This window comes from Arthrobacter sp. TMS2-4 (assembly GCF_054511075.1).
This window is the reverse complement of the sequence record NZ_JBTNDI010000010.1, coordinates 28,566-54,381: the sequence shown is the minus strand read 5'-3', so window position 1 is coordinate 54,381 and position 25,816 is coordinate 28,566. Positions and strand designations below refer to the sequence as shown.

The window sequence follows — 25,816 nt, the reverse complement described above, 5'->3', positions numbered from 1 at the left end:
GGGTGAGTGGGGATGTCGGTCAGAGCACGGCGATGGAGCGGTCGGACGGCGCGACGGGCGCGGGCAGCCTCGTGGAGCCCATGAGCCACTGGTCGACCGCGGCGGCGCAGGCGCGGCCCTCGGCGATGGCCCAGACGATCAGTGACTGGCCGCGGCCGGCGTCGCCCGCCGAGAAGACGCCGGGGGTGTTCGTCATGTAGTAGCCGTCGCGCGCCACGTTCCCGCGATCGTCGAACTCCGCCTCGACCTGCTCGGTGATGCCGGCCGGCTCGGCGCCGGTGAAGCCGAGCGAGAGGAACACCAGGTCCGCCGGGATCTCGCGCTCCGATCCGGCCTTCGGGATACGGCGGCCGTCCACGAACTCGGTCTCCGCGACCTTGATGGCGCGCAGCACGCCGTTCTCGCCGACGAACTCGACGGTGGACGCCAGGTAGCGACGCTCACCGCCCTCCTCGTGGGCGCTGGCGATGTCGAAGAGCGTGGGGAACGTGGGCCACGGCTGGTCCGGGCGGCGCTCCGTGGACGGCTGCTGGCCGATGGCCAGCGTCGTGACGGACGCGGCCTTCTGGCGGTGCGCGGTGCCGAGGCAGTCGGCCCCGGTGTCCCCGCCGCCGAGGATGACCACGTGCTTGCCCTCGGCGTGGATCTGGTCCTCGACCCGCTCACCGGCGACCACGCGGTTGGCCTGCACGAGGTAGTCCATCGCGAAGTGCACGCCGTCGAGCGCCCGCCCGGGGATGGGCAGGTCACGCGGCACGGTGGCACCGGTGGCGATGATCACGGCGTCGTAGCGCCGCTTGAGCTGGCCCCAGCTGATGTCCTTGCCCACGGCGACGCCGGTGCGGAAGCGGGTTCCCTCGGCCTTCATCTGGTCCAGGCGCCGCTCGAGGTGGATCTTCTCCATCTTGAAGTCGGGGATCCCGTAGCGCAGCAGGCCGCCGATGGCGTCGTCGCGCTCGTACACCGCCACGGTGTGCCCGGCGCGGGTGAGCTGCTGTGCGGCGGCGAGGCCGGCAGGTCCGGATCCGACGACGGCGATGGTGCGGCCCGTGAGGCGTTCCGGCGGGTGCGGGTCCACCCAGCCCTCCGCGAACGCCTGATCGGCGATGGACACCTCGACCTGCTTGATGGTGACCGGATCCTGGTTGATGCCCAGGACGCACGACGACTCGCAGGGCGCGGGGCAGAGCCTGCCCGTGAACTCGGGGAAGTTGTTCGTGGCGTGCAGGCGCTCGATCGCCTCACGTCCCTTGTCGCGGAACGTGAGGTCGTTCCACTCGGGGATGAGGTTGCCGAGCGGGCAGCCCTGGTGGCAGAACGGGATGCCGCAGTCCATGCAGCGCCCCGCCTGCGCCTTGAGGACACCCTGCTCCTGTGCCTCGTACACTTCCTTCCAGTCCATGATGCGGACGGGGACAGGCCGGCGTGGCTGGGTCTGGCGCTCGCGCACCTTCAGAAATCCGCGTGGGTCAGCCACCGGTTACCTCCAGGATCTTGGTCCACGCCTCTTCGCCGTCGGGGTCGAGGCCCTGCTCGACGGCGGTGGCGCGGGCGTCCAGGACCGCGGCGTAATCGCGCGGCAGGACCTTGGTGAATCGTGCGATGGTGTCCTCGAAGGAGTCGAGGAGGCTCTCGGCGAGGTTCGACTCGGTTTCCTCGACGTGCCGGATCAGCAGTTGCCGGACGATCTCGATGTCCTCGGCGTCGAGGCCGACGAGCAGCAGCTCGCCGTTCTCGAGACTCTGCCGGTTGACCCGGGCGCGGTCGAGGTCCAGCACGAAGGCCGTCCCCCCGGACATGCCCGCGCCGAAGTTCCTGCCGGTCCGGCCCAGGATCAGCGCCTGGCCACCGGTCATGTACTCGCAGCCGTGGTCACCGATGCCCTCGGCGACGGCGGTGGCCCCGGAGTTCCTCACGAGGAAGCGCTCCCCCACCTGACCGCGCAGGAACATCTCGCCGCTGGTCGCCCCGTAACCGATCACGTTCCCGGCGATGACGTTGTGGTCCGCGCGGAACACGTTGGCGCGGTCCGGGCGGACGATGATGCGCCCCCCGGAGAGCCCCTTGCCCACGTAGTCGTTGGAGTCGCCCAGGAGCCGCAGGGTGATGCCGGCCGGCAGGAAGGCGCCGAGCGACTGCCCGGCCTGGCCGGTGAGCGTGACGTCGATGGTGTTGGTGGGGAGCGTGTCCAGGCCGAAGGTGCGGGTGACCTCGTGACCGAGCATCGTGCCCACCGAACGGTCCGTGTTGACGACGTCCACCGAGATGCGCACGGGCGCGCGGTGCTGCAGCGCGTCGGCGCTCATCTCGATGAGCTTGTTGTCGAAGTGCTGGTCCAGTTCGTGGTTCTGCTTCATCGTGTTCCGCATCGGCTCCGCCGACCCGAACTCGTTGCCGCGCAGGATCGGCTCGAGGTCGAGGCCGTCGGCCTTCCAGTGCTCGATCGCCTCCCGGGCGTCGAGCAGTTCGCTGTGGCCGATGGCCTCCTCGAGGGTCCGGAACCCGAGCTCCGCGAGGATCTCGCGGACCTCCTCGGCGATGAACTCGAAGAAGTTGACCACGAACTCCGGCTTGCCCGTGAAGCGGCTGCGCAGCTCGGGGTTCTGCGTGGCGACGCCCACGGGGCAGGTGTCGAGGTGGCACACGCGCATCATGATGCAGCCCGAGACCACCAGGGGTGCCGTGGCGAACCCGAACTCCTCGCCGCCCAGCAGCGCCGCGATGACGACGTCGCGTCCTGTCTTCAGCTGGCCGTCCACCTGCACCACCACGCGGTCGCGGAGGCCGTTGAGCATCAGCGTCTGCTGCGTCTCGGCGAGGCCGAGCTCCCAGGGGGCACCGGCGTGCTTGAGCGAGTTGAGCGGGCTGGCACCGGTGCCGCCGTCGTGCCCGGACACCAGGACCACATCCGCCTTGGCCTTCGTGACGCCCGCCGCGACCGTGCCGATGCCGACCTCGGACACCAGCTTCACGTGGACGCGGGCGCTCGGGTTGGACCGCTTGAGGTCGTAGATGAGCTGGGCGAGGTCCTCGATCGAGTAGATGTCGTGGTGGGGCGGCGGGGAGATCAGGGCCACGCCGGGCGTGGAGTGCCGGGTGCGGGCGATCCACGGGTAGACCTTCTGGCTCATGAGCTGGCCGCCCTCGCCGGGCTTGGCTCCCTGCGCCATCTTGATCTGGATGTCGTCCGCGTTGGTCAGGTAGAGGCTCGTGACGCCGAACCGGCCGGAGGCCACCTGCTTGATGGCGGAGCGGCGCTCCGGATCCATGAGCCGTTCGACGTCCTCGCCGCCCTCGCCGGTGTTGGACTTGGCGCCGAGGCGGTTCATCGCGATGGCGAGGGTCTCGTGCGCCTCCTGCGAGATGGATCCGTAGCTCATGGCGCCGGTCGAGAACCGCTTGACGATGGACGAGACGGGCTCTACCTCGTCGATGCCGATCGGTTCGCGGGCGTCGCCGCGGAACCTCAGCAGCCCCCGCAGCGTCATGAGGTCCTTCGACTGGTCGTCGACGCCGCGCGTGTAGGCCTTGAAGATGTCGTAGCGGCGCTCGCGGGTGGCGTGCTGCAGCCGGAAGACGGTCTCCGGATTGAACAGGTGCGGCGGTCCCTCGCGGCGCCACTGGTACTCGCCGCCGTTGTCGAGCCCGCGGTGCGGATCCTCGATGCCGTCTTCGGGATAGGCGCTGTCGTGCCGGGCCGCTGTCTCGGCCGCCACCACGTCGAGGCCGATGCCGCCGAGCTGCGTCTGGGTGCCGTGGAAGTACTCGTCCACGAGCTCCTGGGACAACCCGAGCGCCTCGAAGGTCTGGGCGCCGCAGTAGGAGCTGACCGTGGAGATGCCCATCTTGGACATGATCTTCAGGACACCCTTGCCGAGGCCCTTGATGAGGTTCGCGACGGCGGCCTCCGCGGTGACGCCGGTGATGTCGCCGTTGCGGACCAGTTCCTCGCAGCTCTCCATGGCCAGGTAGGGGTTCACGGCGGAGGCGCCGTAACCGATCAGGACCGCGATGTGGTGGACCTCCCGGACGTCACCGGCTTCGACGACGAGGGACGTCTTGGTGCGGGTGGCACTCCGGAGGAGGTGGTGGTGGACCGCGCTGGTCAGGAGCAGGGACGGGATGGGCGCCCACTGCGCGTTCGAGTCACGGTCGGAGAGCACCACGTACTCGACGCCGCGGTTCAGGGCGCTGGAGACCTGCTCGCAGATCTCGGCGAGGCGGGCACGGAGTGCGGCCTCGCCGCCGTCGTGCCGGTACAGTCCGCGGACCCGGACCGTCAGCCGGTCGCCGTCGTCGGTCTCGAGGTTGGCGATCTTCGCCAGTTCGTCGTTGGTGATGACGGGGAACTTCAGGGCGATCTGCTTGGACCGGACCCGGCCGGTGGACAGCAGGTTCCCGTCCGGCCCGATCGTGACGCCCATGGAGGTGACGAGTTCCTCGCGGATGGAGTCCAGCGGGGGGTTGGTGACCTGCGCGAAGGACTGCACGAAGTAGTCGAAGAGCAGGCGCGGGCGCTTGGACAGCACCGCGATGGGCGTGTCCGAGCCCATGGCACCGAGGGGTTCCGCGCCGGCCTTCGCCATGGGGCCGAGCAGGATGCGCAGTTCCTCCTGCGTGTAGCCGAAGGTCCGCTGGCGCCGGTTGATGGACGCCTTCGTGTGGATGACGTGCTCGCGCTCGGGGAGGTCCTCGAGCTGGATCAGGTTCTCCTTGACCCACTCCCCCCACGGATTCGCGGCGGCGATCTCCGCCTTGATCTCCTGGTCCTCGATGAGCCGGCCGGCCTCGGTGTCGACGAGGAACATCTTGCCCGGTGAGACTCGGCCCTTGCGGACCACGCGGGAGGGTTCGACGTCGAGCACGCCCACCTCGGAGGCGAGGATGACGAGGCCGTCCTCGGTGACCCAGTAGCGGGCGGGGCGCAGGCCGTTGCGGTCCAGGACGGCGCCGACGAGGCGGCCGTCCGTGAAGGACACGGCGGCGGGGCCGTCCCACGGCTCCATGAGCATGGAGTGGTACTGGTAGAAGGCGCGGCGCGCGGGATCCATGGTGGCGTGGTTCTCCCACGCCTCCGGGATCATCATCATGATCGAGTGCGTGATCGGGCGACCCGAGAGGGTCAGGAGCTCGGCGACCTCGTCGAAGGTTGCGGAATCGGACGCACCAGGGGTGCAGATCGGGTACAGCTCCTCCGGCGCGTCCCCCAGCAGCGGGTTGGACAGCTGCGACTGCCGCGCGCGCATCCAGTTGCGGTTGCCCTTGACCGTGTTGATCTCGCCATTGTGGGCGATGGTGCGGAACGGCTGGGCGAGCGGCCAGGAGGGAAAGGTGTTGGTGGAGAACCGCGAGTGGACGATCCCGAGGCAGGTCTTGAAGCGCTCGTCGGCCAGGTCGGGGTAGAACGGTTCGACCTGCGCGGTGGTCAGCATGCCCTTGTAGACGATGGTCCGGGAGGACAGCGACGGGAAGTACACGCCGTACTTGTTCTGCGCGCGCTTCCGCACGCGGAACGCCTTCGCGTCGAGGTCGGCCGCATCGCCGTCGGCTGGGGCGAGGAAGAGCTGGACGAAGTGCGGCATGCACGCGCGGGCCATCGCGCCGACGAGGTCGGCGACCACGGGCACCACGCGCCAGCCGAGCACCTCCAGCCCTTCGGCCTCTGCGAGGGCTTCGAGGCCGGCGCGGGCGGTCGCCTGCTCCGTGGGCTCGGTCGGGAGGAAGGCGGTGCCGACGACGTAGGAGCCGGCGGCCGGGAGCCGGAAGTCGACGACGGCGCGGAAGAACTCGTCGGGGATCTGCGTCAGGATGCCCGCGCCGTCACCCGTGCCCTCGTCGGCTCCGACGGCCCCGCGGTGCTCGAGGTTGCGCAGCGCGGTGAGGGCGGCGTCGACGATGTCGTGTCCGGGCTCACCGCGCAGGGTCGCGACGACGGCGAGGCCGCAGGCGTCCTTCTCGTTCTCGGGATCGTAGAGGCCCGTGGCCTCCGGGATCGACGCGAACCGGGTGAAGGGAGAGGTCACGGCACCGGCGTCGTCATCGGTGCCGGGGGCCGTCGCCGCGGGTGCGGTGTCGGTCGGCTTTCCTGGCGTCAAAGCAGTCATCAGATAAGGATCCTTCCCCCATGATGGAGCGTCGGGAGGGGACAGCCTTGGCCCCGCGGCGCCGCTGTGTGGGAGCGGTCGCCGTCATGTGTATCTCGAGTCCCGGTACCCCCGCCGGTGGCGCCCGGCGCTCTTGGCGGGCACATGCTGGGGGCGTCCGGCGCCGGGAGTGTCGGTGCGGGCTCGGAGGGTGATCGGGCCGTCGCACCTGGGGTCCACAACAGTGTGGTGTTGCGTCCTTGAGGGGCGGTGGCCCGGGGACTGTTGTCGGGGACCGATTCCCGCGGCTCCGCTCACGCGGGGCCCCGAGTATGCGATCGTCTACTCAGGAGCCGTCTGTTTCCGAAAGATTACCACGATGATTCTGCCCGCCCTGCCCCGCGTCCGGGGCGGAGCTGCCTGTGGCGGAAGCGTTACGGGAGGCACCCTCGGGGGCGTTGCCGGCGAGCTCCGTGTGCCGGGTTCGGGCAGCGTCGGACGCAGGGGTGCTGTCGGCCGTGGGCCTGGACCCGATCTCCGGACTGTTCCGTGGACCGTCGGCCGTCACGGCCGCGGAAGAACCGCTGCTGACGGTGGTGCTGTCGGCGCCCTCGTGCCCGGCGCCGCCGGCATCGACGGCGTCGGCTTGCTGCGGTTCACGGCCGGGCAGGTAGACCGCCAGCTCCCCCACGCGATCACGCTTGACCGACAGGTAGATGAGGACGGCAACGGACACGAGGAAGACCGCGATGCTGGTCCACACGTTCAGGCGCTGGGTGGTGCCGAGGAGCGTGATCATCTCGGCGTCGTCGATGCGGAGCGCTTCGATCCAGACGCGCCCGAGCGTGTAGTAGGCCCCGTAGAGCCAGAACATGCGGCCGCCGCGCAGGGTGATCTTCCGTGAGAGCAGCAGCAGGAACACCACACCGGCGAGGTTCCAGAGCAGCTCGTAGAGGAACGTGGGGTGGAAGAGCGTGCCGGGGTCCACGCCGGGCGGGAAGTTGACGTTGTCGGCGTCGATCTCGAGTCCCCACGGCAGGGTGGTGGGCGCTCCGAAGAGCTCCTGGTTGAACCAGTTGCCGAGGCGTCCGACGGCCTGCGCGAGCAGCACCCCGGGGGCAGCGGCGTCGGCGAACGCGGAGAGCTTGACGCCCGCGCGCCGCGCTCCGATCCAGGCTCCGACGGCGCCGAGGGCGATCGCACCCCAGATCCCGAGGCCGCCCTGCCAGATCTGCGGGATGCGGGCGAGATCGCCGTCCGGCCCGAAGTAGGCGTCCGGGGAGGAGAACACATGGTAGAGCCGCCCGCCGACGATGCCGAACGGAATGGCCCAGATGGCGATGTCCCATACGGCGTCCGCGTGGCCACCGAAGGAGACGAACCGTTTCTGCGTGAGGAGGAGCGCCAGGATGATGCCGGCGAGGATGCACAGGGCATACGCGTGGATGGTGACGGGGCCGAGGCTGAAGCTCGCCCAGTCCGCGGGCGGGCTGGGGATCGACGCTGCGAGGCTCCCCCCGATCACGCGGGTTCCTTGCCTGTGCCGGTGGCCAGTTCGCGCGTGAGCTCGGCGACTGCATCCACGCCGCCGTCGCGCAGTGCGGCGACGAGGGCGGTGCCCACGATCACGCCGTCCGCGTACGCGCCGATCTCCCGGACCTGGTGGGAGGAGGAGACCCCGAGGCCCACACAGACCCGCTCTGCCCCGGCGGCGTGCGCGGCGTCGACGACGGCCCGGGCGGCGGCGCCGACCGACGTCCTCGCACCGGTCACGCCCATCACCGATACGGCGTACACGAAGCCCCTGCTGGCGTCGACGGTGTCCTGCATGCGCAGCGGCGAGGTGGACGGGGCCACGAGGAACACCCGGTCGAGGCCGAACTCGTCGGAGGCCTCGAGCCATTCGGAGGCCTCGTCGGGGATGAGGTCGGGTGTGATGAGTCCGGCGCCGCCTGCTGCGGAGAGGCGCTCGGCGAACTCGCGGACGCCCATGCGCATGACCGGGTTCCAGTAGGTCATGACGAGGACGGCGGCGTCGGTGGCGCTCGTGATGCCGGCGACGACGTCGAAGATCCGTGGCACGGTGAACCCGTTGGCCAGCGCCTCGACCGTCGCTTCCTGGATGACGTGTCCATCCATGACCGGATCCGAGTACGGGATGCCGATCTCGATGAGGTCCACGCCGTTCCTGGCCATGGCGATGCCGGCGTCGATGGTGGTCTGGACGTCGGGGAAGCCGGCGGGCAGGTAGCCGATGAGTGCCGCGCGGCCTTCGGCGCGTGCCTTGTCGATGGCCGCGGCCGCCTTAGACCCGGTGGCGGGACCGGTCGACGCCGCAGGGGCGGGATGCGTGGTCACAGCTGTTCACCCTCCTGGGCGATTTCCTGCTCGGCACTGTCGTCCGGGAGGAGATCGAAGTAGTCCGCGGCGGTCGCCACGTCCTTGTCGCCGCGGCCCGAGAGGTTGACGACGATGGTCTTGTCCGACGCGTCCTCCCCTGGTCCGAGGTCGGCCGCGAGGCGCTGTCCAACCTTCATGGCACCGGCGAGGGCATGGGCGGTCTCGATGGCCGGGATGATCCCCTCGGTCTGGCTGAGGAGCTTGAAGGCCTCCATGGCCTCGGCGTCGGTGATGGGCTCGTAGTGCGCCCGCCCGATATCGGCGAGATAGGCGTGTTCGGGGCCGACGCCCGGGTAGTCGAGGCCCGCGGAGATGGAGTGGGACTCCATGGTCTGCCCGTCCTCGTCCTGCATGAGGTAGGACCGCGCACCGTGCAGCACCCCTGGGCGGCCCAGCGTGATGGTGGCGGCGTGGCGGCCGGTCTCGACGCCGTCACCGCCGGCCTCGAAGCCGTACAGGGCGACGTCGCGGTCGTCGAGGAAGCCGTGGAACATGCCGATGGCGTTCGACCCGCCGCCGACGCACGCGCAGACGGCGTCGGGGAGCTTGCCCGTCTGCTCGAGGATCTGCTCCCTCGCCTCGTCTCCGATCACTTCGTGGAAGTACCGGACCATGGACGGGAAGGGGTGCGCGCCCGCGGCGGTGCCGAGCAGGTAGTGCGTGGTCTCGACGTTCGCCACCCAGTCCCGCAGCGCCTCGTTGATCGCGTCCTTCAGCGTCTGGGAACCGTTGGTCACGGGGACGACCGTCGCGCCGAGCAGCTGCATGCGCGCGACGTTCAGCGCCTGCCGGCGCGTGTCCTCCGCCCCCATGTAGACGACGCACTCGAGCCCGAGGAGGGCCGCCGCCGTCGCGCTCGCCACACCGTGCTGGCCGGCACCGGTCTCGGCGATGACGCGGGTCTTGCCCATGCGCTTGGCGATCAGGGCCTGGCCCAGCACGTTGTTGATCTTGTGCGAGCCGGTGTGGTTGAGGTCCTCGCGCTTGAGGAAGACGCGCACGCCGCCGCAGTGCTCCGCGAAGCGCTGCGCCTCGGTCAGCAGGGACGGCCGTCCGGCGTAGTTCCTGTTGAGCTCGGCGACCTGCGCCGTGAACTCGGGATCGGCCTTGGCCTTGTCGAAGGTGTCCTGGAGTTCGTCGAGGGCGGCGATCAGCGACTCGGGCATCCAGCGCCCGCCGTAGGAGCCGAAGTAGGGACCGGGGGCGTGGCGGAGGCTCTCGTCGTGGCTGAGGAAGGCCTCGGCCGTTGCCGCGTCGATGGCGTCCTCTGCTCGGACGTCCGTGCCGTCGCTACCGGTCTCCTGGTGCATGTCGGTCATGACTTCAGCGTTCCTGTCCTGTTGGTCCTGACCCGGCCGGCGCTGCCGTCCGGGTGCCTGGCGGACCGGGGGTGGCCGGTCCGTGTACTGCTCGCTGCCTGCCGGGCGCGGTGATGCGTCAGCCGCGTGCCGGCGTGTCCATGCCATGCCAGGCGTCCCTGCCGGCGCGCCTGAAGGCGTCGATGGTCGCCGCGGGGTCGCTGTGGCGCACGAGCGCCTCCCCGACCAGCACCGCGTGTGCCCCGTCGGCCGCATACCCGGCGACGTCGGCGGCGTCCCGCACCCCTGATTCGGCGATGACGACCGTCCCTGATGGGATGAGGGGCGCGAGGTCCGCGAATACCTCGCGGTGGATGTCCAGCGTCTTGAGGTTGCGTACGTTGACGCCGATGATCGTGGCACCGCCCGCCACGGCCCGGCGCACCTCGTCCTCCGTGTGCGTCTCGACGATCGCGTGCATCCCGAGTTCGGTGGTGAGTGCGAGGAACGAGCCCAGCTCCTCGTCGGTCAGCGCCGCGACGATCAGCAGGACGACGTCGGCGCCGTGGGCGCGCGCCTCCCAGATCTGGTACTCGTCGACCGTGAAGTCCTTGCGGAGCACGGGCAGCGACACCGCCGAGCGGACGGCGTCGAGGTCGGCGAGGGATCCGCCGAAGCGCCGCTGCTCCGTGAGCACGGAGATGACGGCCGCGCCCCCCTGCTCGTACCGGGCGGCGAGGGCGGCCGGGTCCGCGATGTCCGCGAGGGCGCCCTTGGACGGGCTGCTGCGCTTCACCTCGGCGATGACCGCCACGGCTCCGCCCTGTCCGGCACCGAGGGCCGCGAACGCATCCAGCGCCGCGGGGGCGGCGAGGGCGGCCGCGCGCACCTCGTCGAGGGGCACCGCACGACGACGCTCCGCGAGGTCCTCGCGCACGCCGTCGATGATGTCGTCGAGGACCGTCATCTAGTGGCCGTTGTTCTTGAGCTTCGATCCACCCACGCCGTAGCCGATCTTGCGCATGATGAAGCCGACGATCAGGCCGACGACCATGATGCCGATGCCGCCCCAGAAGAGCAGGGTGCCGAAGTCGTGGTTCCCCTCGGTGCTGGCGAGGATGTAGGCGAAGGAGGCGATCGCGGCACCGACCAGCATGATGAGCACGCAGGTCCACGCGGCGGGGCTGTTGCCGTGCCCGATCGTCTCGTCACCCATCTGGGCGTGGGTGGCCGGGGTGTTGCGGGTGGCGCTGGCGCGGGTCTCGGATGCCATGGGTAATCTCCTTCGAACGGGTCGTGTCCCATTCTGCCATTGATGGGGCGGCGGGGCGGCACGCGGCGGGCTGGGGCAGGGCCGGCGGGCAGGCCGAGACCGTGGGTCAGCGGGTCGGGTCGTTGCCGCGTGAGAGCTCGTCCCAGCTGTCGATCTCGTCGGCATGGGCGCTCCCCCGCTGCGGACGCGCCGATCGCGTCCGGTCCTGCCCGGGACCCGGGTCCCGGACGGCGTCCGGTGCGGCCCCAGGCAGCACACCGGGCGCGGCGGCCGAGCCCGTAGACACGGCCGCCGCGTCCGCCGCGTCGGCCGGAACGGCGGCATCGCCCTCGGGGACGACGCCGGGTGGCACATCCCCCGTCGAGGGTGCCGGAGATCCGGGCTGCGCGCTCCCCGGGGCGGCGGGAACGGTGCGGGAGGCACCGGCGTCGTACCGCCGGCTGGCCGCCCACGTCCGGCCGGCGAGCATCACCCAGAGGGCCGCGAGCACCAGGAGGGCGCCGGCCGCGGCGGCGACCCACGGCATCACCGTCGAGGTCACGTCGGCGCCGGCGAGGCCGCTGACGCCGATCGCCGTCCCGATGGCCGGTTCGGCGGCGGAGGAGGGATCGAGGGCGACACCGGCGCTGGACACCGCGATGCCGATCCCGGAGAGGACGAGGATGCCGGCGATGATCCAGCGGGCCACGCGCCCTGCGATCGAGACGGCGAGGGCCGCCGCCAGCGCGACGAGTGCGAACGCCGTCACGGGCGTGGCCGCGTCGCTGCCGGCGATGGCGAGGTCGGGGGTCTGGACGGCGTCCTGGGGAAGGCGCACGGTGAGCCAGGTCTGCGTCGTCGTGCCGAAGGCGAGCAGCGCGAGCAGCACGATCCCCAGCACCACGGTGCCGCGGCGCGTGAAGCGACCCGCGGCGGGGCGTTCCGAGGCGCTCACGGGAGGTCCGCCGTGGCCGGACGCAGTGCGGCCGCGGTCAGCGCCGCCCGGAGCGGCGCCGCCGCCTTGTTGACCGTCTCGAGCGCTTCCGCCTCGAGCACCGAGTCGGCCACGATGCCCCCGCCGGCCTGCACGTACGCCTTGCCGTCGCGCAGCAGGGCCGACCGGATGGCGATGGCCATGTCCATGTCCCCCGCGAAGTCCAGGTATCCCACGACTCCGCCGTAGATCCCGCGGCGGTGGGGTTCGACCTCGTCGATGAGGCGCAGGGCGCGCGGCTTCGGTGCCCCTGAGAGCGTGCCGGCGGGGAAGGTCGCGGCCAGGACGTCGTAGGCGCTCTTCGAGGGCGACAGCCGTCCGACCACGGTGGACACGAGGTGCATGATGTGGCTGAACTTCTCCACCTCCATGAACTGGGTGACGTCGACGCTGCCCGGGGTGCAGACCTTGGAGAGGTCGTTGCGGGCGAGGTCGACGAGCATGAGGTGCTCGGCCATCTCCTTGGTGTCGGCACGGAGTTCGACGGCGAGGTCGCGGTCCTCCTCCGTGGTCCGACCCCGGGGCCGCGATCCGGCGATGGGATGCGTGATGACCTCGTCCCCGGTCACCGTGACGAGGGCCTCGGGCGAACTGCCCACGATCGAATAGCCGCGCCCCTCGGCGTCCTCGAGGCTGAACAGGTACATGTACGGGCTGGGGTTCGTGGTGCGCAGGATCCGGTAGACGTCCAGGGCGGAGGCGTCGCACTCGATCTCGAAGCGTCGGCTGATGACCACCTGGAACACGTCGCCGTCGACGATCGCCCGCTTGCCGCGCTCGATGGCCGCCAGGTAGTCCGGTTCGAACCACGATTCGCGGACGCGGTCCGTCGACGCCTCGGCGTCCGGCGCGTCGGCCGCCATCACCGAGACGGCGAGCTCGGTCGGGGCGACGAGCTTCGCGAGCATCCCCTCGACGCGTGCGACGGCGTCGTGCCAGGCCTCGTCGACGCGCTCGTCGGTGTTGTCGAAGTTGATCGCATTGGCGACGAGGGTGAGGGAACCCGCGGAATTGTCGTGGATGGCGAGGTCGGACACCAGGCACATGGCGAGCTCTGGCAGGAGGAGGTCGTCCTCCGGGGGGCTCGTGAGCCGCTCCCAGTGCCGGACCGCCTCCCACCCCACGAATCCGACCATCCCGGACGTGAACGGTGGGAGGTCCTCGAAGCGTTCGGTCCGCAGGGCCTCGACAGTGAGGCGCAGGGCCTCGACGGGGTTCCCGGCCACGGGGACACCGGCCGGGGGCTCTCCGAGCCAGTGCGCCTGCCCGTCCCGGGAGGTCAACGTGGCGCGTGAGTGCGAGCCGATGAAGGAGTAGCGCGACCAGACGCCGCCGACGGCGGCGGATTCCATGAGGAACGTTCCGGGCTGCCCGGCAGCGAGCTTGCGGTAGACGCCGATGGGCGTATGCGCGTCCGCGAGGACCGTCAGGTGCACGGGGACGACGCGGCGGGCCTTCGCCAGGACGCGGAATTCCTCGAGGGTGGGGCTGATCGTGCCCAGGTGGTGCATGGGTCAGAGTCCTTCGGGGTCGGGACGGTGGGCGGTCTCGGCGGGCAGGGCGCGGCCGTCGAAGCACGTGCGGGTACCGGTGTGGCAGGCCGCGCCCTCCTGGTCCACCGTGACGAGCAGGGTATCGCCGTCGCAGTCGAGGGCCACGCCCCTGACCCATTGCCGGTGCCCGGAGGTGTCGCCCTTGCGCCAGTACTCCGCGCGGGACCGCGAATAGAACGTCACGCGGCCCGTGGTCAGGGTCCGCCGCAGCGCCTCCTCGTCCATCCAGCCCAGCATCAGGACCTCGAGCGTGTCGTACTGCTGCACGACGGCAGCGACGAGACCGGCGTCGTCCTTCTTCAGGGCGCGGGCGATGCCGGGATCGAGGGCGGGACCGTTTCCCTCCGAGGCGGGGCCGGCGGAGGGGGCGGTGAGGTTCGGGGAGGAGGTGGAGGGAAGCATCACTCCTGATTCTAGTGCGGGCCGCGCGCAGGGATCCGCGGGCCCTGCCCCGAAGCGGCCCGTCATGCTAGTTTCAGCAGTGATGCGCTACGTAACCCCGTCCCGCGAGGTCCTGGCCGAGACCCTTCTCGCAGCCGGCCCCGACGCCCCCACCCTGTGCGAGGGGTGGCAGACGCGTGATCTGGCCGCGCATCTCTACCTCCGCGAGCACCGGCCTTCCCTCGGCCTCGGCATGGTGATCAAGAAGTTCTCCACCGCGACCGAGCGCGCGACGCGGCAGACGGCGGAACGCGCGGCGTCGCCGGCGGCCTACGAGGCCCTCGTGAACCGCTTCGTGGCCGGTCCGCCCCTCCTGTCGCCGATGCGCGTCAGCGCGATCGACAGGAGCGCCAACCTGATCGAGTACTTCGTGCACACCGAGGACGTCCGTCGCGCGACCACGCGCTGGGCGCCGCGCGCCCTCGACGCGGCGTACGCGAACGCTCTCTGGGAGGAACTCGTCAAGCGTGCGGCGTTCCTCTACCGGGGGGTGGACCTGGGGATCGTCCTGGTGTGCCCCGACGGGCCCCGGCACGTGGCCAAGCGTGCACCGGTGTCGGTCGCGATCGTCGGCGATCCGGGTGAGCTGCTCATGCACGCGCACGGGCGCACGCAGGCCCTGGTCACCTTCGAGGGCCAGGCCGACGCCGTCGCGCTCCTCCAGAGCGCCGCCGTCGGCATCTGACCGGGCCGTTCCGTCGCCTGAGCCGTTCCGTCTCCTGGGCAGCCGCGCCGGGTGCCCATCCCCGGGGGAACGCCCCCACGGATCCGGGCCGCCGCGCCGGGTGCCCATCCCCGGGGGAACGCCCCCACGGATCCGGGCCGCCGCGCCGGGTGCCCGTCGGCGGGGAAGCCCGGCCGGATTGGAGAACTAGCGGACGGGGAAGCCGGCGTCCCGGATAGCGGCCTTGACCTGGGCGATCGCGTCCAGAGGGCCGAAGTGGAAGACCGAGGCGGCGAGGACGGCGTCGGCTCCGGCCGCCACTGCCGGCGGGAAGTGTTCGGGTCTGCCCGCGCCGCCCGAGGCGATGAGGGGCACCCCGACGGCGGCCCGCACGGCGCGGATGAGTTCGAGGTCGAAGCCCTCCTTGGTGCCGTCGGCGTCGATCGAGTTGAGCAGGATCTCCCCGACCCCGCGGTCCGCGGCCTCCTTCGCCCAGGCCACTGCGTCGATCCCGGTGCCCTTGCGGCCTCCGTACGTGGTGACCTCGAAGCCCGACGGCGTGCTCGCGTCCCGCGTGCGCCGCGCATCGAGGGAGAGCACGAGCACCTGCGCGCCGAAATGCGCGGTGATCTCGTCGATCACGGCCGGGCGGGCGACGGCGGCGGTGTTGATGGACGCCTTGTCCGCGCCGAAGCGCAGGAGGCGGTCGACGTCGCTGATCTCACGGACGCCCCCGCCCACGGTGAGCGGGATGAAGACCTCTTCCGCGGTGCGCGCGACGACGTCGAACGTGGTCTCGCGGTTGCCGGAGGAGGCGGTCACGTCGAGGAAGGTTAGCTCGTCGGCGCCGGCGCGGTCGTAGCGGTGAGCCAGCTCCACGGGGTCCCCGGCGTCGCGCAGGTCCTCGAAGTTGACTCCCTTCACCACGCGCCCGGCGTCGACGTCGAGGCAGGGGATGACGCGGATGGCGACGGTCATGGCTGCCCTCCCCCTAGATCCGGCAGGCGTGGATGGTGCTGACGAGGATGGCGCGCGCGCCGAGCTCGTACAGCTCGTCCATGACCCGGTTGGTCTGGTGGCGCTTGACCATGGAGCGGACGGCGACCCATTCGGAGTCGCGCAGCGGTGAGACGGTGGGCGATTCCAGCCCGGGGGTCAGCGCCGCGGCTTCGTCCACGAGGTGCTTCCGGATGTCGTAGTCCATCATCACGTACTGGCGGGCCACGAGGACGCCCTGCAGGCGCCGCAGCAGCACGTCCAGACCCGCGGGCGCCTCCGTGCCGGACCGGCCGATCAGCACGGCCTCGCTCTGCAGGATGGGCTCGCCGAAGATCTCCATGCCCGCGGCGCGGAGGGTGCTACCGGTCTCGACGACGTCGGCGATGGCGTCGGCCACCCCGAGGCGCACCGAGGACTCGACGGCGCCGTCGAGCCGGACCACCGACGCGGTGATGCCGCGCTCGGCGAGGTAGTCGTTCAGGAGTCCCTCGTAGCTCGTGGCCAGGCGTCGGCCCTCGAGCTCCTCGAGCGAGGAGAAGTCCCCCACGGGTCCGGCGAACCGGAAGGTGGAGGCGCCGAAGCCGAGCTGCATGAGCTCCTCGGCCTCCACCTGGGCGTCGAGGAAGAGGTCGCGGCCGGTGATGCCGACGTCGAGGGTTCCCGAGCCCACGTACACCGCGATGTCCCGCGGGCGGAGGAAGAAGAACTCGATCTCGTTCTCGGGGTCGACGAGCACCAGTTCGCGGGTGTCACGGCGCTGGCGGTAGCCGGCTTCGGAGAGCATGGACGAGGCGGCCTCGGAGAGGGCGCCCTTGTTGGGGACTGCTACACGGAGCATGGGGATCTTTCGCTGGTGGAGACGTTCAGGCTGAGGGACGCAGGAACAGGGACGGGCAGGAGCCGCGGGCGGGCGCGTGGGCGCCCGGTGCGGCTACAGATGCTTGTAGACGTCCTCCAGCGTGAGCCCCTTGGCGATCATCAGGACCTGCAGGTGGTAGAGCAGCTGGGAGATCTCCTCCGCGGCCTCCCCTGCGGACTCGTACTCGGCGGCCATCCACACCTCGGCCGCCTCTTCGACGACCTTCTTGCCGATGCCGTGCACGCCCGAGTCGAGCTCGGCCACGGTCCGCGACCCGGTGGGGCGCTCGACCGCCTTGATGCTGAGTTCCTCGAACAGGGAATCAAAGGTTTTCACACCTCCTAGGTTATCGGCTCGCACGGCGGCCGCGGCACGCGGTCCGCATCCTGTGACGGACGCCTCCGTGCTCATCGCTCCGCTGCACGGAGGACGGCGGCCGTCGCCAGGGCTGCCGAGACGGCCTCGTGCCCCTTGTCCTCGGAGGAGCCCGGCAGGCCGGCGCGGTCCAGGCCCTGCTGTTCGGTGTCGCAGGTGAGGACCCCGAAACCGACCGGCACGCCGGTGCTGACGCTGACGTCGGTCAGGCCCGACGTCGCCGCCTGGCACACGTACTCGAAGTGCGGCGTGCCGCCGCGGATGACGACGCCGAGGGCGGCGACGGCGTCGAAGCGGGGGGCGAGGCGCGCGGCGGCGACCGGCAGTTCGAAGCTGCCGGGCACCCGGATCTCCGTCACCTCGGCCCCGGCCTCCGCTGCGGCGCGGCGGGCGCCGTCGAGCAGTCCGTCCATGATCTGCGTGTGCCAGCTCGCGGCGATGATCGCCAGGCGCAGGGGTGCGCCGTCCGGGGTGGTCAGTGCGCTGACGTCGATGCTGGGTGCTCCGTGGCCGCTCATGGTTCTCCTTCGGTTCGTGTACTGCCGGGATGTCTCGGTGGGTGTCGTTCCGGGTCAGGCGGTGGTGCGGTGGTCCTCGCGCGCCCGGACGTGGGCCACGAGGTCCTCGATCGAGACCAGCGGGAGCCGGTGCTCGTCGGCGAAGCGGCGCAGCGCGGGCAGGCGCATCATGTCGCCGTCGTCGTGGACGAGTTCGGCGATGACGGCCGCTGGGCGCTTGCCGGCCAGGACGCTGAGCTCCACGCCGGCCTCGGTGTGCCCGGGCCGTTCGCGGACGCCGCCGGGGGCGGCTCGCAGGGGGAAGACGTGGCCCGGCCGGGTGAGATCCAGCGGGCCGCTGGCCGGATCTGCCAGCACCCTCGCGGTGCGGGCGCGGTCGGCAGCGCTGATGCCCGTGCTCACGCCCGCCGCGGCGTCGCACGAGACCGTGTAGGCCGTGCCCTTGGAGTCCTCGTTGACCGCCGTCATGGGCGGCAGGAGCAGGCGGTCGGCGTCGTCGGAGCGCAGTGGCACGCAGAGCACGCCCGACGTCCAGCGCACCGTCCACCCCACGAGGGCGGGTGTCGCGTCCTCGGCGGCAAAGACCAGGTCGCCCTCGTTCTCGCGGTCCTCGTCATCCACAACGACGACGGCGCGGCCGGCGGCGATGGCGGCGATGGCGTCACGGATCGGGTCGAGGCGCACCGGTGCGCTCTCCGTCATCGGGCACCGCCCGTGGCAGCGTCCCGGCGGGCGTCGACGGCGGCGAAGCCGAGGAGCCGTTCGGCGTACTTCGCGAGCACGTCCATCTCCAGGTTCACTGGATCACCCAGGGCCTTCGCGCCGAGGCCCGTCTCCCGGAGGGTGGTCGGGATGAGCCCCACCTCGAACCACTGCTCGGCGTCCTCGGGCGGACTGACCGCGGTGACGGTCAGGGAGACGCCGTCGATCGCGACCGACCCCTTCTCCGCGGCGTAGCGTCCCAGGCCGGCGGGCAGCCCGAAGCGGAGCCGGTGCCAGGCGCCGAGATCCTCCCGCTCCAGCAGCACCCCGATACCGTCCACGTGGCCCTGGACCACATGGCCGTCGAGGCGCCCGCCCGCCGGGACGCACCGCTCGAGGTTGACCGGCGCGCCGGGCTGCAGGCCGCCCGTGGTGGTGCGGCGCAGGGTCTCCCCCATGACGTCGACGCCCACGCGGCCGCCGTCGAGCGTGACGGCCGTCAGGCAGACGCCGTTGACGGCGATCGACGCGCCCGGCGTGAGGTCACGGCCGGTGTCGGGCGCCTCGAAGACGAGGAGGGCGCTCTCGCCGTCGGGGGTGAGGTCGAGGGAGACGACGCTGCCCTGCTCGGAGACGATTCCTGTGAACACTGGTACTTCCTTCGCGGGTGGTGGGCTGGGATGCCGGGTCAGGAGGGAGCCGGTGGGGGCCCGAGGTGCAGCCGCACGTCGGGACCGAACTGCTGGACGGCGGGACCGCCGGCGTCGTCGAGCGCCCAGCGGACGGCGTCGGTGAGGGTCCCCACGCCGAGGTCGGGGAAGGCCGGGGCGCCGTCGCCGAGGATCAGTGGCGCGACATAGCTGAACAGCTCGTCCACGACTCCGGCCCGGAGGAAGGCGGAGGCGATGCGCGGCCCGCCCTCGACGAGGAGGTGCCGGACGCCGCGGGCGTGGAGCTCGCCGAGGGCCGCGTGGACGTCCCGGGTCTCCAGGTGGAGGAAGCCCTCGCCCCGGACCAGGGCGTCGTCGGGGACGGGGGTGCGCCCCAGGACGACCCGGAGCGTGGGGTGCCGAGCAGGTGCGGCCGCCACGGCGTTCCCGGCGTTCCGCGGCGGGGTGTCCGGGCGGCTATCGACGCGCGCCGTGAGACGCGGATCGTCGGCGAGGACGGTCCCGGTGCCGACGAGGACGGCGTCGGCGAGGGCGCGGATCCGGTGTCCGTCGGCGCGGGCGTCGGCGCCCGTGATCCACTGGCTGGAGCCGTCCCGAGCCGCCACGCGCCCGTCGAGGGACTGGGCGGATTTCAGCGTGACGAAGGGGCGTCGGGCGAGGACGGACGCCGTCCAGCGCTGGTTCAGGTGCCGCGAGCGGACGGCCTCGAGCCCCCCGACGCAGTCCACGCCGGCCGTCCGCAACCGCCGTGCCCCGCCGGCGGCAGCACCGTTGACGTCGTCGGCCGCGTAGACCACACGGGCCACGCCGGCCTCGATGAGCGCCTCGCTGCAGGGGCCGGTCCGGCCGGTGTGGTTGCACGGCTCCAGGGTGACAACCATGGTGGCGCCCCTGGAGTCGTTGCCGCGCCGCCGGGCGTCGGCGAGGGCGGCGGGCTCCGCGTGCGGCGTGCCCGCCCCGCGGTGATGCCCTTCTCCCAGGACGGTGCCGTCGGCGGCGAGCAGGACGGCACCCACCAGGGGGTTGGCGCCGCGCACCCCACGGCCCGCGAGGTCCAGGCCGCGCAGCATCGCGGTCGCCTCCGCGGCGGACGTGCCGGTGTCGGACCCGGTGCTCATCGCAGCGTCGGATCCGGGAGGAGGGTCTCGATGCGCGGCTTCCCGGCGGCCTGGGCGCGCGCCCACACGAAGAAGCCGACGAGGGTGAAGGCGCCGTAGAACAGGTACATGAAGGCGCTGGCATAGTAGCCCGCGCTGAACAGCAGGGGAACGCCGACGATGTCGACGGCGACCCACACGAGCCAGAACTCCACCCAGCCCTTGGCCATCCCGTAGGTGGCGAGCAGGGATCCGACGAAGGTCCAGGCGTCAGCCCACACGGGCTCGTAGGAGCCGAGCATGCGGAACAGGGGGGTCACGGCGAAGGTGCCCACGATCATGAAGGAGACCATCCCCAGGCGCGCCCTCGTCCCGGCCCAGTGGGGTTCGACGGCCCGGCCGGTCTGGTCGCGGCCCTCGCGCCACCGGCGCCACCCGTAGATCGAGACGGCGATGAACATGACCTGCCGGCCGGCCTGTCCCAGCAGATTGGCGGCGCTCGCGGCGCCGAAGAGGGATCCGAGGAAGACGGTGAGGAGCAGCACGTTGCCGATGATCCCGACCGGCCAGGCCCACACGCGCCGGCGCATGCCGCCGAGGGCGCTGAGGAGACCGAAGACGTTGCCCACCACTTCGCGCAGCAGGAGGGACCCGTTGCCTACGGGGATGCGGGCCTCGAAGAGCCACTGCAGAAAGTCCATGCCGATCCTTCACCGAGTCGACGGCTCCGGGCAACGGCAGCAGGAGAGACCTCCCGTCGCGGCTGCTGCCACGACAGATGCCGCGGCCCGGCGAAGGGCAGCGGCAAGTCCCTGCTGTTCGTGCTTCTCCCATCCAGACTTTAACTGTCGGTCCCGGAATTCCACCGGCTCAACCGCCGCCGTCCCGCGGGTGCGGGACGTTGAGCGGGTCGCGGACTATCACCGCCGGTTCGGACTTACACCGACCCCGGAGCACGTACTCCGAGGATTATTCCACAGCCCCACGGCGGCTGCCGGTGATCGGTCACAATTCGTCCGACAGCGAAGCGGCGCGGAGGCGTCCACCGAGTGCATCCACCGGGGGCATCTCCGGGTACAGCTGTGGCGGGTGTCAGCGATCCGCACCCGCCACGACTGCACGCCTCCGGAGGGGAGCCGGAGGTCAGCCCTCGGCGGCCTTCGGCGTCGCGTCGGTCTTCGGCTTGGCGTCGACGCCGGCCTCCCTGCGCTGCTGCGCGGTGATGGGCGCCGGGGCCGCGGTCAGGGGGTCGAAGCCGCCGCCGGACTTCGGGAATGCGATGACGTCGCGGATGGAGTCGGTGCCCGCGAGGAGCGAGACCACCCGGTCCCAGCCCAGGGCGATCCCGCCGTGCGGAGGCGCGCCGTACTTGAAGCCCTCGAGCAGGAATCCGAACTTCTCCTGTGCTTCCTCCTTGCTGATGCCCATGACCGCGAACACGCGTTCCTGGACGTCGCGCTGGTGAATTCGGATGGATCCGCCGCCGAGCTCGTTGCCGTTGCACACGATGTCGTAGGCGTAGGCGACGGCGTTCTCCGGATCGGTGTCGAACGTGTCGAGGAACTCGGGCTTCGGGGAGGTGAAGGCGTGGTGGACAGCCGTCCACGCGCCACCCCCGACGGCGACGTCGCCCGCGGCGACCGCGGCGGAGGCAGGTTCGAACATGGGCGCGTCGACGATCCACACGAACGCCCAGTCACCCTCGGCGATGAGCCCCGTGCGCCGGCCGATCTCGACCCGGGCGGCACCGAGGATGGCGCGCGACGACGACCGGTCACCGGCCGCGAAGAAGATGCAGTCGCCCGGGTTCGCCCCGGTCGCGGCGGCCAAGCCCTCGCGCTCGGCGTCGGTGAGGTTCTTGGCGACGGGGCCGCGGAGGCTGCCGTCGTCGTCGATGAGGACGTAGGCGAGGCCTTTCGCCCCGCGCTGCTTCGCCCATTCCTGCCAGGCGTCCAGCTGTCGGCGTGGCTGGGATGCCCCACCGGGCATGACGACGGCACCGACATAGGGGGCCTTGAAGACGCCGAAGCCGGTGTCCTTGAAGAACTCGGTCAGCTCGGTGAGCTCGAGCCCGAAGCGGAGATCCGGCTTGTCCGAGCCGTATCTGGCCATCGCCTCGGCATAGGTCATGCGGCGGATGGGTAGGGGGATCTCGACGTCGATGAGCTTCCAGAGCGCGGCGACGAGCTGCTCGCCGAGGGCGATGATGTCGTCCTCCTCCACGAAACTGGCCTCGATGTCGAGCTGGGTGAACTCGGGCTGGCGGTCCGCCCGGAAGTCCTCGTCGCGGTAGCAGCGGGCCAGCTGGTAGTACTTCTCGAACCCGCCGACCTGCAGGAGCTGCTTGAACAGCTGCGGGGACTGCGGGAGGGCGTACCAGGAGCCGGGCGCGAGGCGCGCGGGCACGAGGAAGTCGCGGGCACCCTCGGGCGTGGAGCGTGTCAGGGTGGGGGTCTCGATCTCCACGAACCCGTCCGCGTGCAGCAGCTCGCGGGCAATCCGACTGGCCTCGGACCGGAGGCGCAGGTTGGCCTGGGGGCCCGGGCGGCGGAGGTCGAGGTAGCGGTGGCGCAGCCGTGCCTCCTCGCCCACCTCGACGTGCTCGTCGATCTGGAACGGCAGGGGGTCCGAGGTGTTGAGGATGGTCACGGTGTGTGCGATGACCTCGATGGCGCCGGTGGGGAGGGCCGGGTTCTCGTTGCCCTCGGGGCGCTGCTGGACCTCGCCGACGATCTGCAGGACGTACTCGTTGCGCAGGGACGAGAAGACGTCCTCCTCGCGGACGACGACCTGCGCGACGCCGGAGGCATCCCGGAGGTCGAGGAACGCGACACCGCCGTGATCCCGGCGACGGGCGACCCATCCCGCCAGGGTGACCGTTTGTCCTACGTGCTCGGGCCGAAGCGAGCCGAGTTCATGCGTGCGGAGCACAGCATTCCTTCCCACAGTTCGATGAGTCGCAGGCGAGCTCGCCTGCCTAGAGTTGGTGCAAACCCGTCCAACTTTACCGGTCCGGTTCGGACCGGCCGGACAGCCCGTCCGCGACCACCGCGCGGCGGGACCATACCGTGCCGGAGCCACCGGGTTCCCGGACCGTCGAGGAGGACCATGACCCAGCCCCCGGGACTGCGCCGCGCGATGGGCGGCTTCGATGCCACCACGGTCGGTGTCGGCGCGATGATCGGTGCCGGCGCCTTCGTCGTCTTCTCGCCCGCCAGTGCCTCGGCGGGGGTGTTGCTGCCCCTCGCGGTCGTCATCGCCGGCTTCGTCGCCTACTGCAACGCCGCGGCGACAGCCTCGCTCGCTGTCCATTACCCCTCCAGCGGAGGGACCTACGTGTACGGCCGGGAGCAGCTCGGGCACTGGCCCGGGTTCCTCGCCGGGTGGGGGTTCGTCACCGGCAAACTGGCGTCCTGCGCGGCGATGGCCCTCACATTCGGCCTGTATGCGGCACCGGGTGCGGAGAAGGCAGCTGCCGTGGCCGCCGTCGTCGGGTTGACGGTGGTGAACCTCCTCGGGGTCACGCGGACGGCCCTCGCGACGCGCGCGGTCGTCTCGCTCGTCGTGCCGGTCCTGGCGTTCGTCGTCGTCGTGGCGTTCACCGCTCCCGCAGCCCCCGCGGCCGTCGCCGGGTCCGACGTCCCCGGCGGGCCGGGCGGCGTCCTGCAGGCCGCGGCCCTGCTCTTCTTCGCCTTCGCCGGCTACGCGCGTATTGCGACCATGGGCGAGGAGGTGCGGGAACCCCGCCAGAACATCCCGAGGGCGATCTTCGGTGCCCTCGGGTTCACCCTCGTGCTGTACCTGCTCCTGGCGCTCTCACTGCTTCATGCGCTCGGCCCGGAGGCGCTCGCCGCGTCGACGGCGCCGTTGCTGGACGTCGTCGACGCCGGGGCACGGCCGGATGGGGCCGCCGGAGTGCTGAACGCCGTGGTCGTCGGGGCGGCGGCGCTCGCGAGTCTCGGTGCGCTGCTCGCCCTGATCGCCGGCGTGGGCCGCACGAGCCTCGCGATGGCTCGCGCCAGGGATCTTCCGGTGGTGCTCTCGCGTATCTCGACGCGTTTCGGGGTGCCGTGGGCGGCGGATGTCGCGACCGCCGTCGTCGTCGTGGTGCTGCTGCTCGCCACTGACGTCCTGACCGTCGTCGGGTTCTCCAGCTTCGGGGTGCTCGTGTACTACGCGATCGCGAACATCTCCGCTTTCACGCTCGCCGACCGGCAGTGGTACGCCCCGCGCTGGCTCAACGCCGTCGGCGCGGTGGCCTGCATGGTACTCGCCGTCACGCTGCCGGCGACGTCGGTGCTGACCATGCTCGCAGTGCTCGCAGCCGGGGTCGCCGTGCGGGCTGTGGTCCTGGCCCGACGCAGGCGCACGGTCTGAGGGACCACGGCCGACCATCCGGTCGCGTGCAGGCGTGCACGCGGCGCGGCGGTGCAGACCCGCGGTGACGTTCCGCCGGGTCTGCACGCCCGCCGCGGCGGTCCGGCCCGCTGGGCCTCAGGCGCGGGCGACGACGGGCCGGAGGTCATCGGCCGGGGGTGTCCAGGAGGACGGGTCGGCTGCGACCTGGTCGCCCGACCGGATGTCCTTCACCTCGTGCGTGCCGTCGGTGGAGGTGAACCAGACGAACGGGATGCCGCGGCGGTCCGCGAACTTGATCTGCTTCCCGAACTTCTCGGCCGTCGCGGCCACCTCGGCGGAGATGCCGCGGCCCCGGAGCGCCGTCGCGACGTCCTGGGCCTGCGACCAGGCGTCGTCGTCCGCGAGCGTCACCAGGACCGCCGTCGGGACCCCGCGCGAGACCGTCGCGAAGCCCTGGCTGAGGATCCGCGAGACGATCCGGGTGACGCCGATGGACAGACCGACGCCGGGGAAGGTGCGGTTGCCCTTGCGGGCGAGCGCATCGTAGCGGCCGCCGGAGCAGATGGAGCCGAGCCCCTCGTGCCCGTCGAGCACCGTCTCGTAGACCGTCCCGGTGTAGTAGTCGAGCCCGCGGGCGATGCTGAGGTCCGCGACCACCCGGCCCGGCGCACGCCGCGACGCCTCCCCCACGACCTGCCGGAGCTCCTCGAGCCCCTCCTCGAGGAGCTCGTTCGTGACGCCGAGCTCACGGACCCGCTCCACGAAGGACGTGTCGGGGGTACGGATCCCGGCGAGGTCGAGGGCCAGGCGCACCTGCTTCTCGTCCGCTCCTACCTCGTCGCGCAGCAGCGCGCCTACCTTCTCCGGGCCGATCTTCTCGAGCTTGTCGATGCTGCGCAGCACCGCCGCCGTGTCGGTGAGCCCGATCGCCCGGTAGAACCCCTCCGCGAGCTTCCGGTTGTTCACGCGCAGGGTGAAGTCGGGGATGGGCAGGGCGCCGAGCGCCTCGACGACGGCGAGGGCCAGCTCGACGTCGTACCGGAACGGGAGCGTGCCGTCACCGACGACGTCGATGTCCGCCTGCGTGAACTCACGGGCGCGCCCCTCCTGCGGCCGCTCGCCGCGCCAGCACTTCTGGATCTGGAAGCGGCGGAAAGGGAAGGCGAGGTGACCGGCGTTCTCGACGACATAGCGTGCGAACGGCACGGTGAGGTCGTAGTGGAGCGCCAGGCCGCTCTCGGAGGCGGACGCCTCGTCGGCCTGCAGGCGGGAGACCGCGTAGACCTCCTTGTCGATCTCACCCTTGCGGAGGAGGTGGTCCACCGTCTCGACGGCGCGTGTCTCGATGCTGGAGAACCCGTGGAGCTCGAACGTGCGCTGCAGCACCTCGAGCACGTGGAGCTCGACCAGGCGCTCCTCCGGGAGCCATTCGGGAAAGCCTGACAGTGATGCCTTGCGGGCCATGCGGGGGATCTCCTCCTGCGCGGGGTTTCCGGTCCTCGTCCCGACGACGGGACGGTCCGGTTCTGCGGCCTCAATCCTAGGTGCAGG

The 25,816-nt window shown here is 71.3% G+C and carries 22 protein-coding genes and 1 riboswitch; of the genes, 2 read left to right on the top strand and 20 right to left on the bottom strand.

Annotated features, from left to right (window positions below):
* Positions 1 to 19: 19 nt before the first annotated feature.
* From ACX80F_RS12900 to hisI, 10 genes are all read right to left on the bottom strand, one after another.
* Positions 20 to 1,477, bottom strand: coding sequence for a glutamate synthase subunit beta (locus ACX80F_RS12900; protein ID WP_459336803.1), 1,458 nt, complete (start codon positions 1,475 to 1,477; stop codon positions 20 to 22).
* Positions 1,470 to 6,104: a glutamate synthase large subunit gene (gene gltB / locus ACX80F_RS12895; RefSeq protein WP_459336802.1), complete on the bottom strand. Its 4,635-nt coding sequence runs from the start codon at positions 6,102 to 6,104 to the stop codon at positions 1,470 to 1,472. The genes ACX80F_RS12900 and gltB overlap by 8 nt, the downstream gene beginning before the upstream one ends.
* 325 nt (positions 6,105 to 6,429) lie before the next feature.
* Positions 6,430 to 7,608, bottom strand: a complete 1,179-nt coding sequence (gene lgt, locus ACX80F_RS12890) for a prolipoprotein diacylglyceryl transferase (RefSeq protein ID WP_459336801.1) — start codon at positions 7,606 to 7,608, stop codon at positions 6,430 to 6,432.
* Positions 7,605 to 8,441 (bottom strand): tryptophan synthase subunit alpha, encoded by an 837-nt coding sequence (trpA, locus tag ACX80F_RS12885; protein ID WP_459336800.1) that lies wholly within the window; start codon positions 8,439 to 8,441, stop codon positions 7,605 to 7,607. The genes lgt and trpA overlap by 4 nt, the downstream gene beginning before the upstream one ends.
* Positions 8,438 to 9,793 carry a tryptophan synthase subunit beta gene (trpB, locus tag ACX80F_RS12880; protein WP_459336866.1) on the bottom strand — a complete coding sequence of 452 codons (1,356 nt, stop codon included), beginning with the start codon at positions 9,791 to 9,793 and terminating at the stop codon, positions 8,438 to 8,440. Before trpB ends, trpA begins: the two co-directional genes overlap by 4 nt.
* A gap of 127 nt (positions 9,794 to 9,920) precedes the next feature.
* Complete coding sequence (gene trpC, locus ACX80F_RS12875; protein WP_459336799.1) at positions 9,921 to 10,748, bottom strand: indole-3-glycerol phosphate synthase TrpC; 828 nt, start codon at positions 10,746 to 10,748, stop codon at positions 9,921 to 9,923.
* Positions 10,749 to 10,997: an HGxxPAAW family protein gene (locus ACX80F_RS12870; RefSeq protein WP_442859110.1), complete on the bottom strand. Its 249-nt coding sequence runs from the start codon at positions 10,995 to 10,997 to the stop codon at positions 10,749 to 10,751.
* 163 nt (positions 10,998 to 11,160) lie between these two features.
* Complete coding sequence (locus tag ACX80F_RS12865) at positions 11,161 to 11,988, bottom strand: Trp biosynthesis-associated membrane protein (protein ID WP_459336798.1); 828 nt, start codon at positions 11,986 to 11,988, stop codon at positions 11,161 to 11,163.
* The gene (locus tag ACX80F_RS12860; protein WP_459336797.1) at positions 11,985 to 13,538 is read right to left on the bottom strand and encodes an anthranilate synthase component I; all 1,554 of its coding nucleotides are present in this window, start codon (positions 13,536 to 13,538) and stop codon (positions 11,985 to 11,987) included. Before ACX80F_RS12860 ends, ACX80F_RS12865 begins: the two co-directional genes overlap by 4 nt.
* A 3-nt stretch (positions 13,539 to 13,541) precedes the next feature.
* Complete coding sequence (hisI, locus tag ACX80F_RS12855) at positions 13,542 to 13,982, bottom strand: phosphoribosyl-AMP cyclohydrolase (RefSeq protein ID WP_459336796.1); 441 nt, start codon at positions 13,980 to 13,982, stop codon at positions 13,542 to 13,544.
* A gap of 82 nt (positions 13,983 to 14,064) precedes the next feature.
* Here hisI and ACX80F_RS12850 point away from each other — a divergent pair, with 82 nt between their 5' ends.
* Positions 14,065 to 14,706 (top strand): TIGR03085 family metal-binding protein, encoded by a 642-nt coding sequence (locus ACX80F_RS12850; RefSeq protein WP_459336795.1) that lies wholly within the window; start codon positions 14,065 to 14,067, stop codon positions 14,704 to 14,706.
* A gap of 186 nt (positions 14,707 to 14,892) precedes the next feature.
* Here ACX80F_RS12850 and hisF read toward each other — a convergent pair whose 3' ends face one another.
* From hisF to aspS, 9 genes are all read right to left on the bottom strand, one after another.
* The gene (gene hisF, locus ACX80F_RS12845; protein WP_459336794.1) at positions 14,893 to 15,663 is read right to left on the bottom strand and encodes an imidazole glycerol phosphate synthase subunit HisF; all 771 of its coding nucleotides are present in this window, start codon (positions 15,661 to 15,663) and stop codon (positions 14,893 to 14,895) included.
* Between the two features lie 13 nt (positions 15,664 to 15,676).
* Positions 15,677 to 16,522 (bottom strand): ATP phosphoribosyltransferase, encoded by an 846-nt coding sequence (gene hisG / locus ACX80F_RS12840; protein ID WP_459336793.1) that lies wholly within the window; start codon positions 16,520 to 16,522, stop codon positions 15,677 to 15,679.
* 93 nt (positions 16,523 to 16,615) lie between these two features.
* On the bottom strand, positions 16,616 to 16,879 hold the full coding sequence (locus ACX80F_RS12835; protein ID WP_459336792.1) for a phosphoribosyl-ATP diphosphatase: 264 nt from the start codon (positions 16,877 to 16,879) through the stop codon (positions 16,616 to 16,618).
* A gap of 71 nt (positions 16,880 to 16,950) precedes the next feature.
* Positions 16,951 to 17,436 carry a 6,7-dimethyl-8-ribityllumazine synthase gene (ribH, locus tag ACX80F_RS12830; protein WP_459336791.1) on the bottom strand — a complete coding sequence of 162 codons (486 nt, stop codon included), beginning with the start codon at positions 17,434 to 17,436 and terminating at the stop codon, positions 16,951 to 16,953.
* 54 nt (positions 17,437 to 17,490) lie between these two features.
* Entirely contained in the window at positions 17,491 to 18,138 is a 648-nt protein-coding gene (gene ribB / locus ACX80F_RS12825; RefSeq protein ID WP_459336790.1) for a 3,4-dihydroxy-2-butanone-4-phosphate synthase, read from the bottom strand.
* A complete protein-coding gene (locus tag ACX80F_RS12820) occupies positions 18,135 to 18,788 on the bottom strand; it encodes a riboflavin synthase (RefSeq protein WP_459336789.1) in 654 nt (217 codons plus the stop codon). Before ACX80F_RS12820 ends, ribB begins: the two co-directional genes overlap by 4 nt.
* 38 nt (positions 18,789 to 18,826) lie before the next feature.
* Positions 18,827 to 19,927 carry a bifunctional diaminohydroxyphosphoribosylaminopyrimidine deaminase/5-amino-6-(5-phosphoribosylamino)uracil reductase RibD gene (gene ribD, locus ACX80F_RS12815; protein ID WP_459336788.1) on the bottom strand — a complete coding sequence of 367 codons (1,101 nt, stop codon included), beginning with the start codon at positions 19,925 to 19,927 and terminating at the stop codon, positions 18,827 to 18,829.
* Positions 19,924 to 20,607 (bottom strand): nicotinamide riboside transporter PnuC, encoded by a 684-nt coding sequence (gene pnuC / locus ACX80F_RS12810; RefSeq protein WP_459336787.1) that lies wholly within the window; start codon positions 20,605 to 20,607, stop codon positions 19,924 to 19,926. Before pnuC ends, ribD begins: the two co-directional genes overlap by 4 nt.
* A 117-nt stretch (positions 20,608 to 20,724) precedes the next feature.
* Positions 20,725 to 20,866, bottom strand: a riboswitch (FMN riboswitch).
* 183 nt (positions 20,867 to 21,049) lie between these two features.
* Positions 21,050 to 22,837, bottom strand: coding sequence for an aspartate--tRNA ligase (gene aspS, locus ACX80F_RS12805; protein WP_459336786.1), 1,788 nt, complete (start codon positions 22,835 to 22,837; stop codon positions 21,050 to 21,052).
* Positions 22,838 to 23,014: 177 nt separating this feature from the next.
* On the opposite strand from aspS, the gene ACX80F_RS12800 reads away from it, so the two are divergent.
* Positions 23,015 to 24,283, top strand: coding sequence for an APC family permease (locus tag ACX80F_RS12800; RefSeq protein WP_459336785.1), 1,269 nt, complete (start codon positions 23,015 to 23,017; stop codon positions 24,281 to 24,283).
* 117 nt (positions 24,284 to 24,400) lie between these two features.
* Here ACX80F_RS12800 and hisS read toward each other — a convergent pair whose 3' ends face one another.
* Positions 24,401 to 25,729 (bottom strand): histidine--tRNA ligase, encoded by a 1,329-nt coding sequence (hisS, locus tag ACX80F_RS12795; protein WP_459336784.1) that lies wholly within the window; start codon positions 25,727 to 25,729, stop codon positions 24,401 to 24,403.
* Between the last annotated feature and the right edge of the window lie 87 nt (positions 25,730 to 25,816).

Coding starts and splice junctions, on each gene's coding strand:
- ACX80F_RS12800 (WP_459336785.1), top strand. CDS start 23,015: ATGACCCAGCCCCCGGGACTGCGCCGCGCGATGGGCGGCTTCGATGCC.
- ACX80F_RS12870 (WP_442859110.1), bottom strand. CDS start 10,997: ATGGGTGACGAGACGATCGGGCACGGCAACAGCCCCGCCGCGTGGACC.
- trpC (WP_459336799.1), bottom strand. CDS start 10,748: ATGACGGTCCTCGACGACATCATCGACGGCGTGCGCGAGGACCTCGCG.
- hisG (WP_459336793.1), bottom strand. CDS start 16,522: ATGCTCCGTGTAGCAGTCCCCAACAAGGGCGCCCTCTCCGAGGCCGCC.
- pnuC (WP_459336787.1), bottom strand. CDS start 20,607: ATGGACTTTCTGCAGTGGCTCTTCGAGGCCCGCATCCCCGTAGGCAAC.
- ribD (WP_459336788.1), bottom strand. CDS start 19,927: ATGAGCACCGGGTCCGACACCGGCACGTCCGCCGCGGAGGCGACCGCG.
- ACX80F_RS12850 (WP_459336795.1), top strand. CDS start 14,065: ATGCGCTACGTAACCCCGTCCCGCGAGGTCCTGGCCGAGACCCTTCTC.
- ribH (WP_459336791.1), bottom strand. CDS start 17,436: ATGAGCGGCCACGGAGCACCCAGCATCGACGTCAGCGCACTGACCACC.
- gltB (WP_459336802.1), bottom strand. CDS start 6,104: ATGACTGCTTTGACGCCAGGAAAGCCGACCGACACCGCACCCGCGGCG.
- trpB (WP_459336866.1), bottom strand. CDS start 9,793: ATGCACCAGGAGACCGGTAGCGACGGCACGGACGTCCGAGCAGAGGAC.
- hisF (WP_459336794.1), bottom strand. CDS start 15,663: ATGACCGTCGCCATCCGCGTCATCCCCTGCCTCGACGTCGACGCCGGG.
- ACX80F_RS12860 (WP_459336797.1), bottom strand. CDS start 13,538: ATGCACCACCTGGGCACGATCAGCCCCACCCTCGAGGAATTCCGCGTC.
- hisI (WP_459336796.1), bottom strand. CDS start 13,982: ATGCTTCCCTCCACCTCCTCCCCGAACCTCACCGCCCCCTCCGCCGGC.
- hisS (WP_459336784.1), bottom strand. CDS start 25,729: ATGGCCCGCAAGGCATCACTGTCAGGCTTTCCCGAATGGCTCCCGGAG.
- ribB (WP_459336790.1), bottom strand. CDS start 18,138: ATGACGGAGAGCGCACCGGTGCGCCTCGACCCGATCCGTGACGCCATC.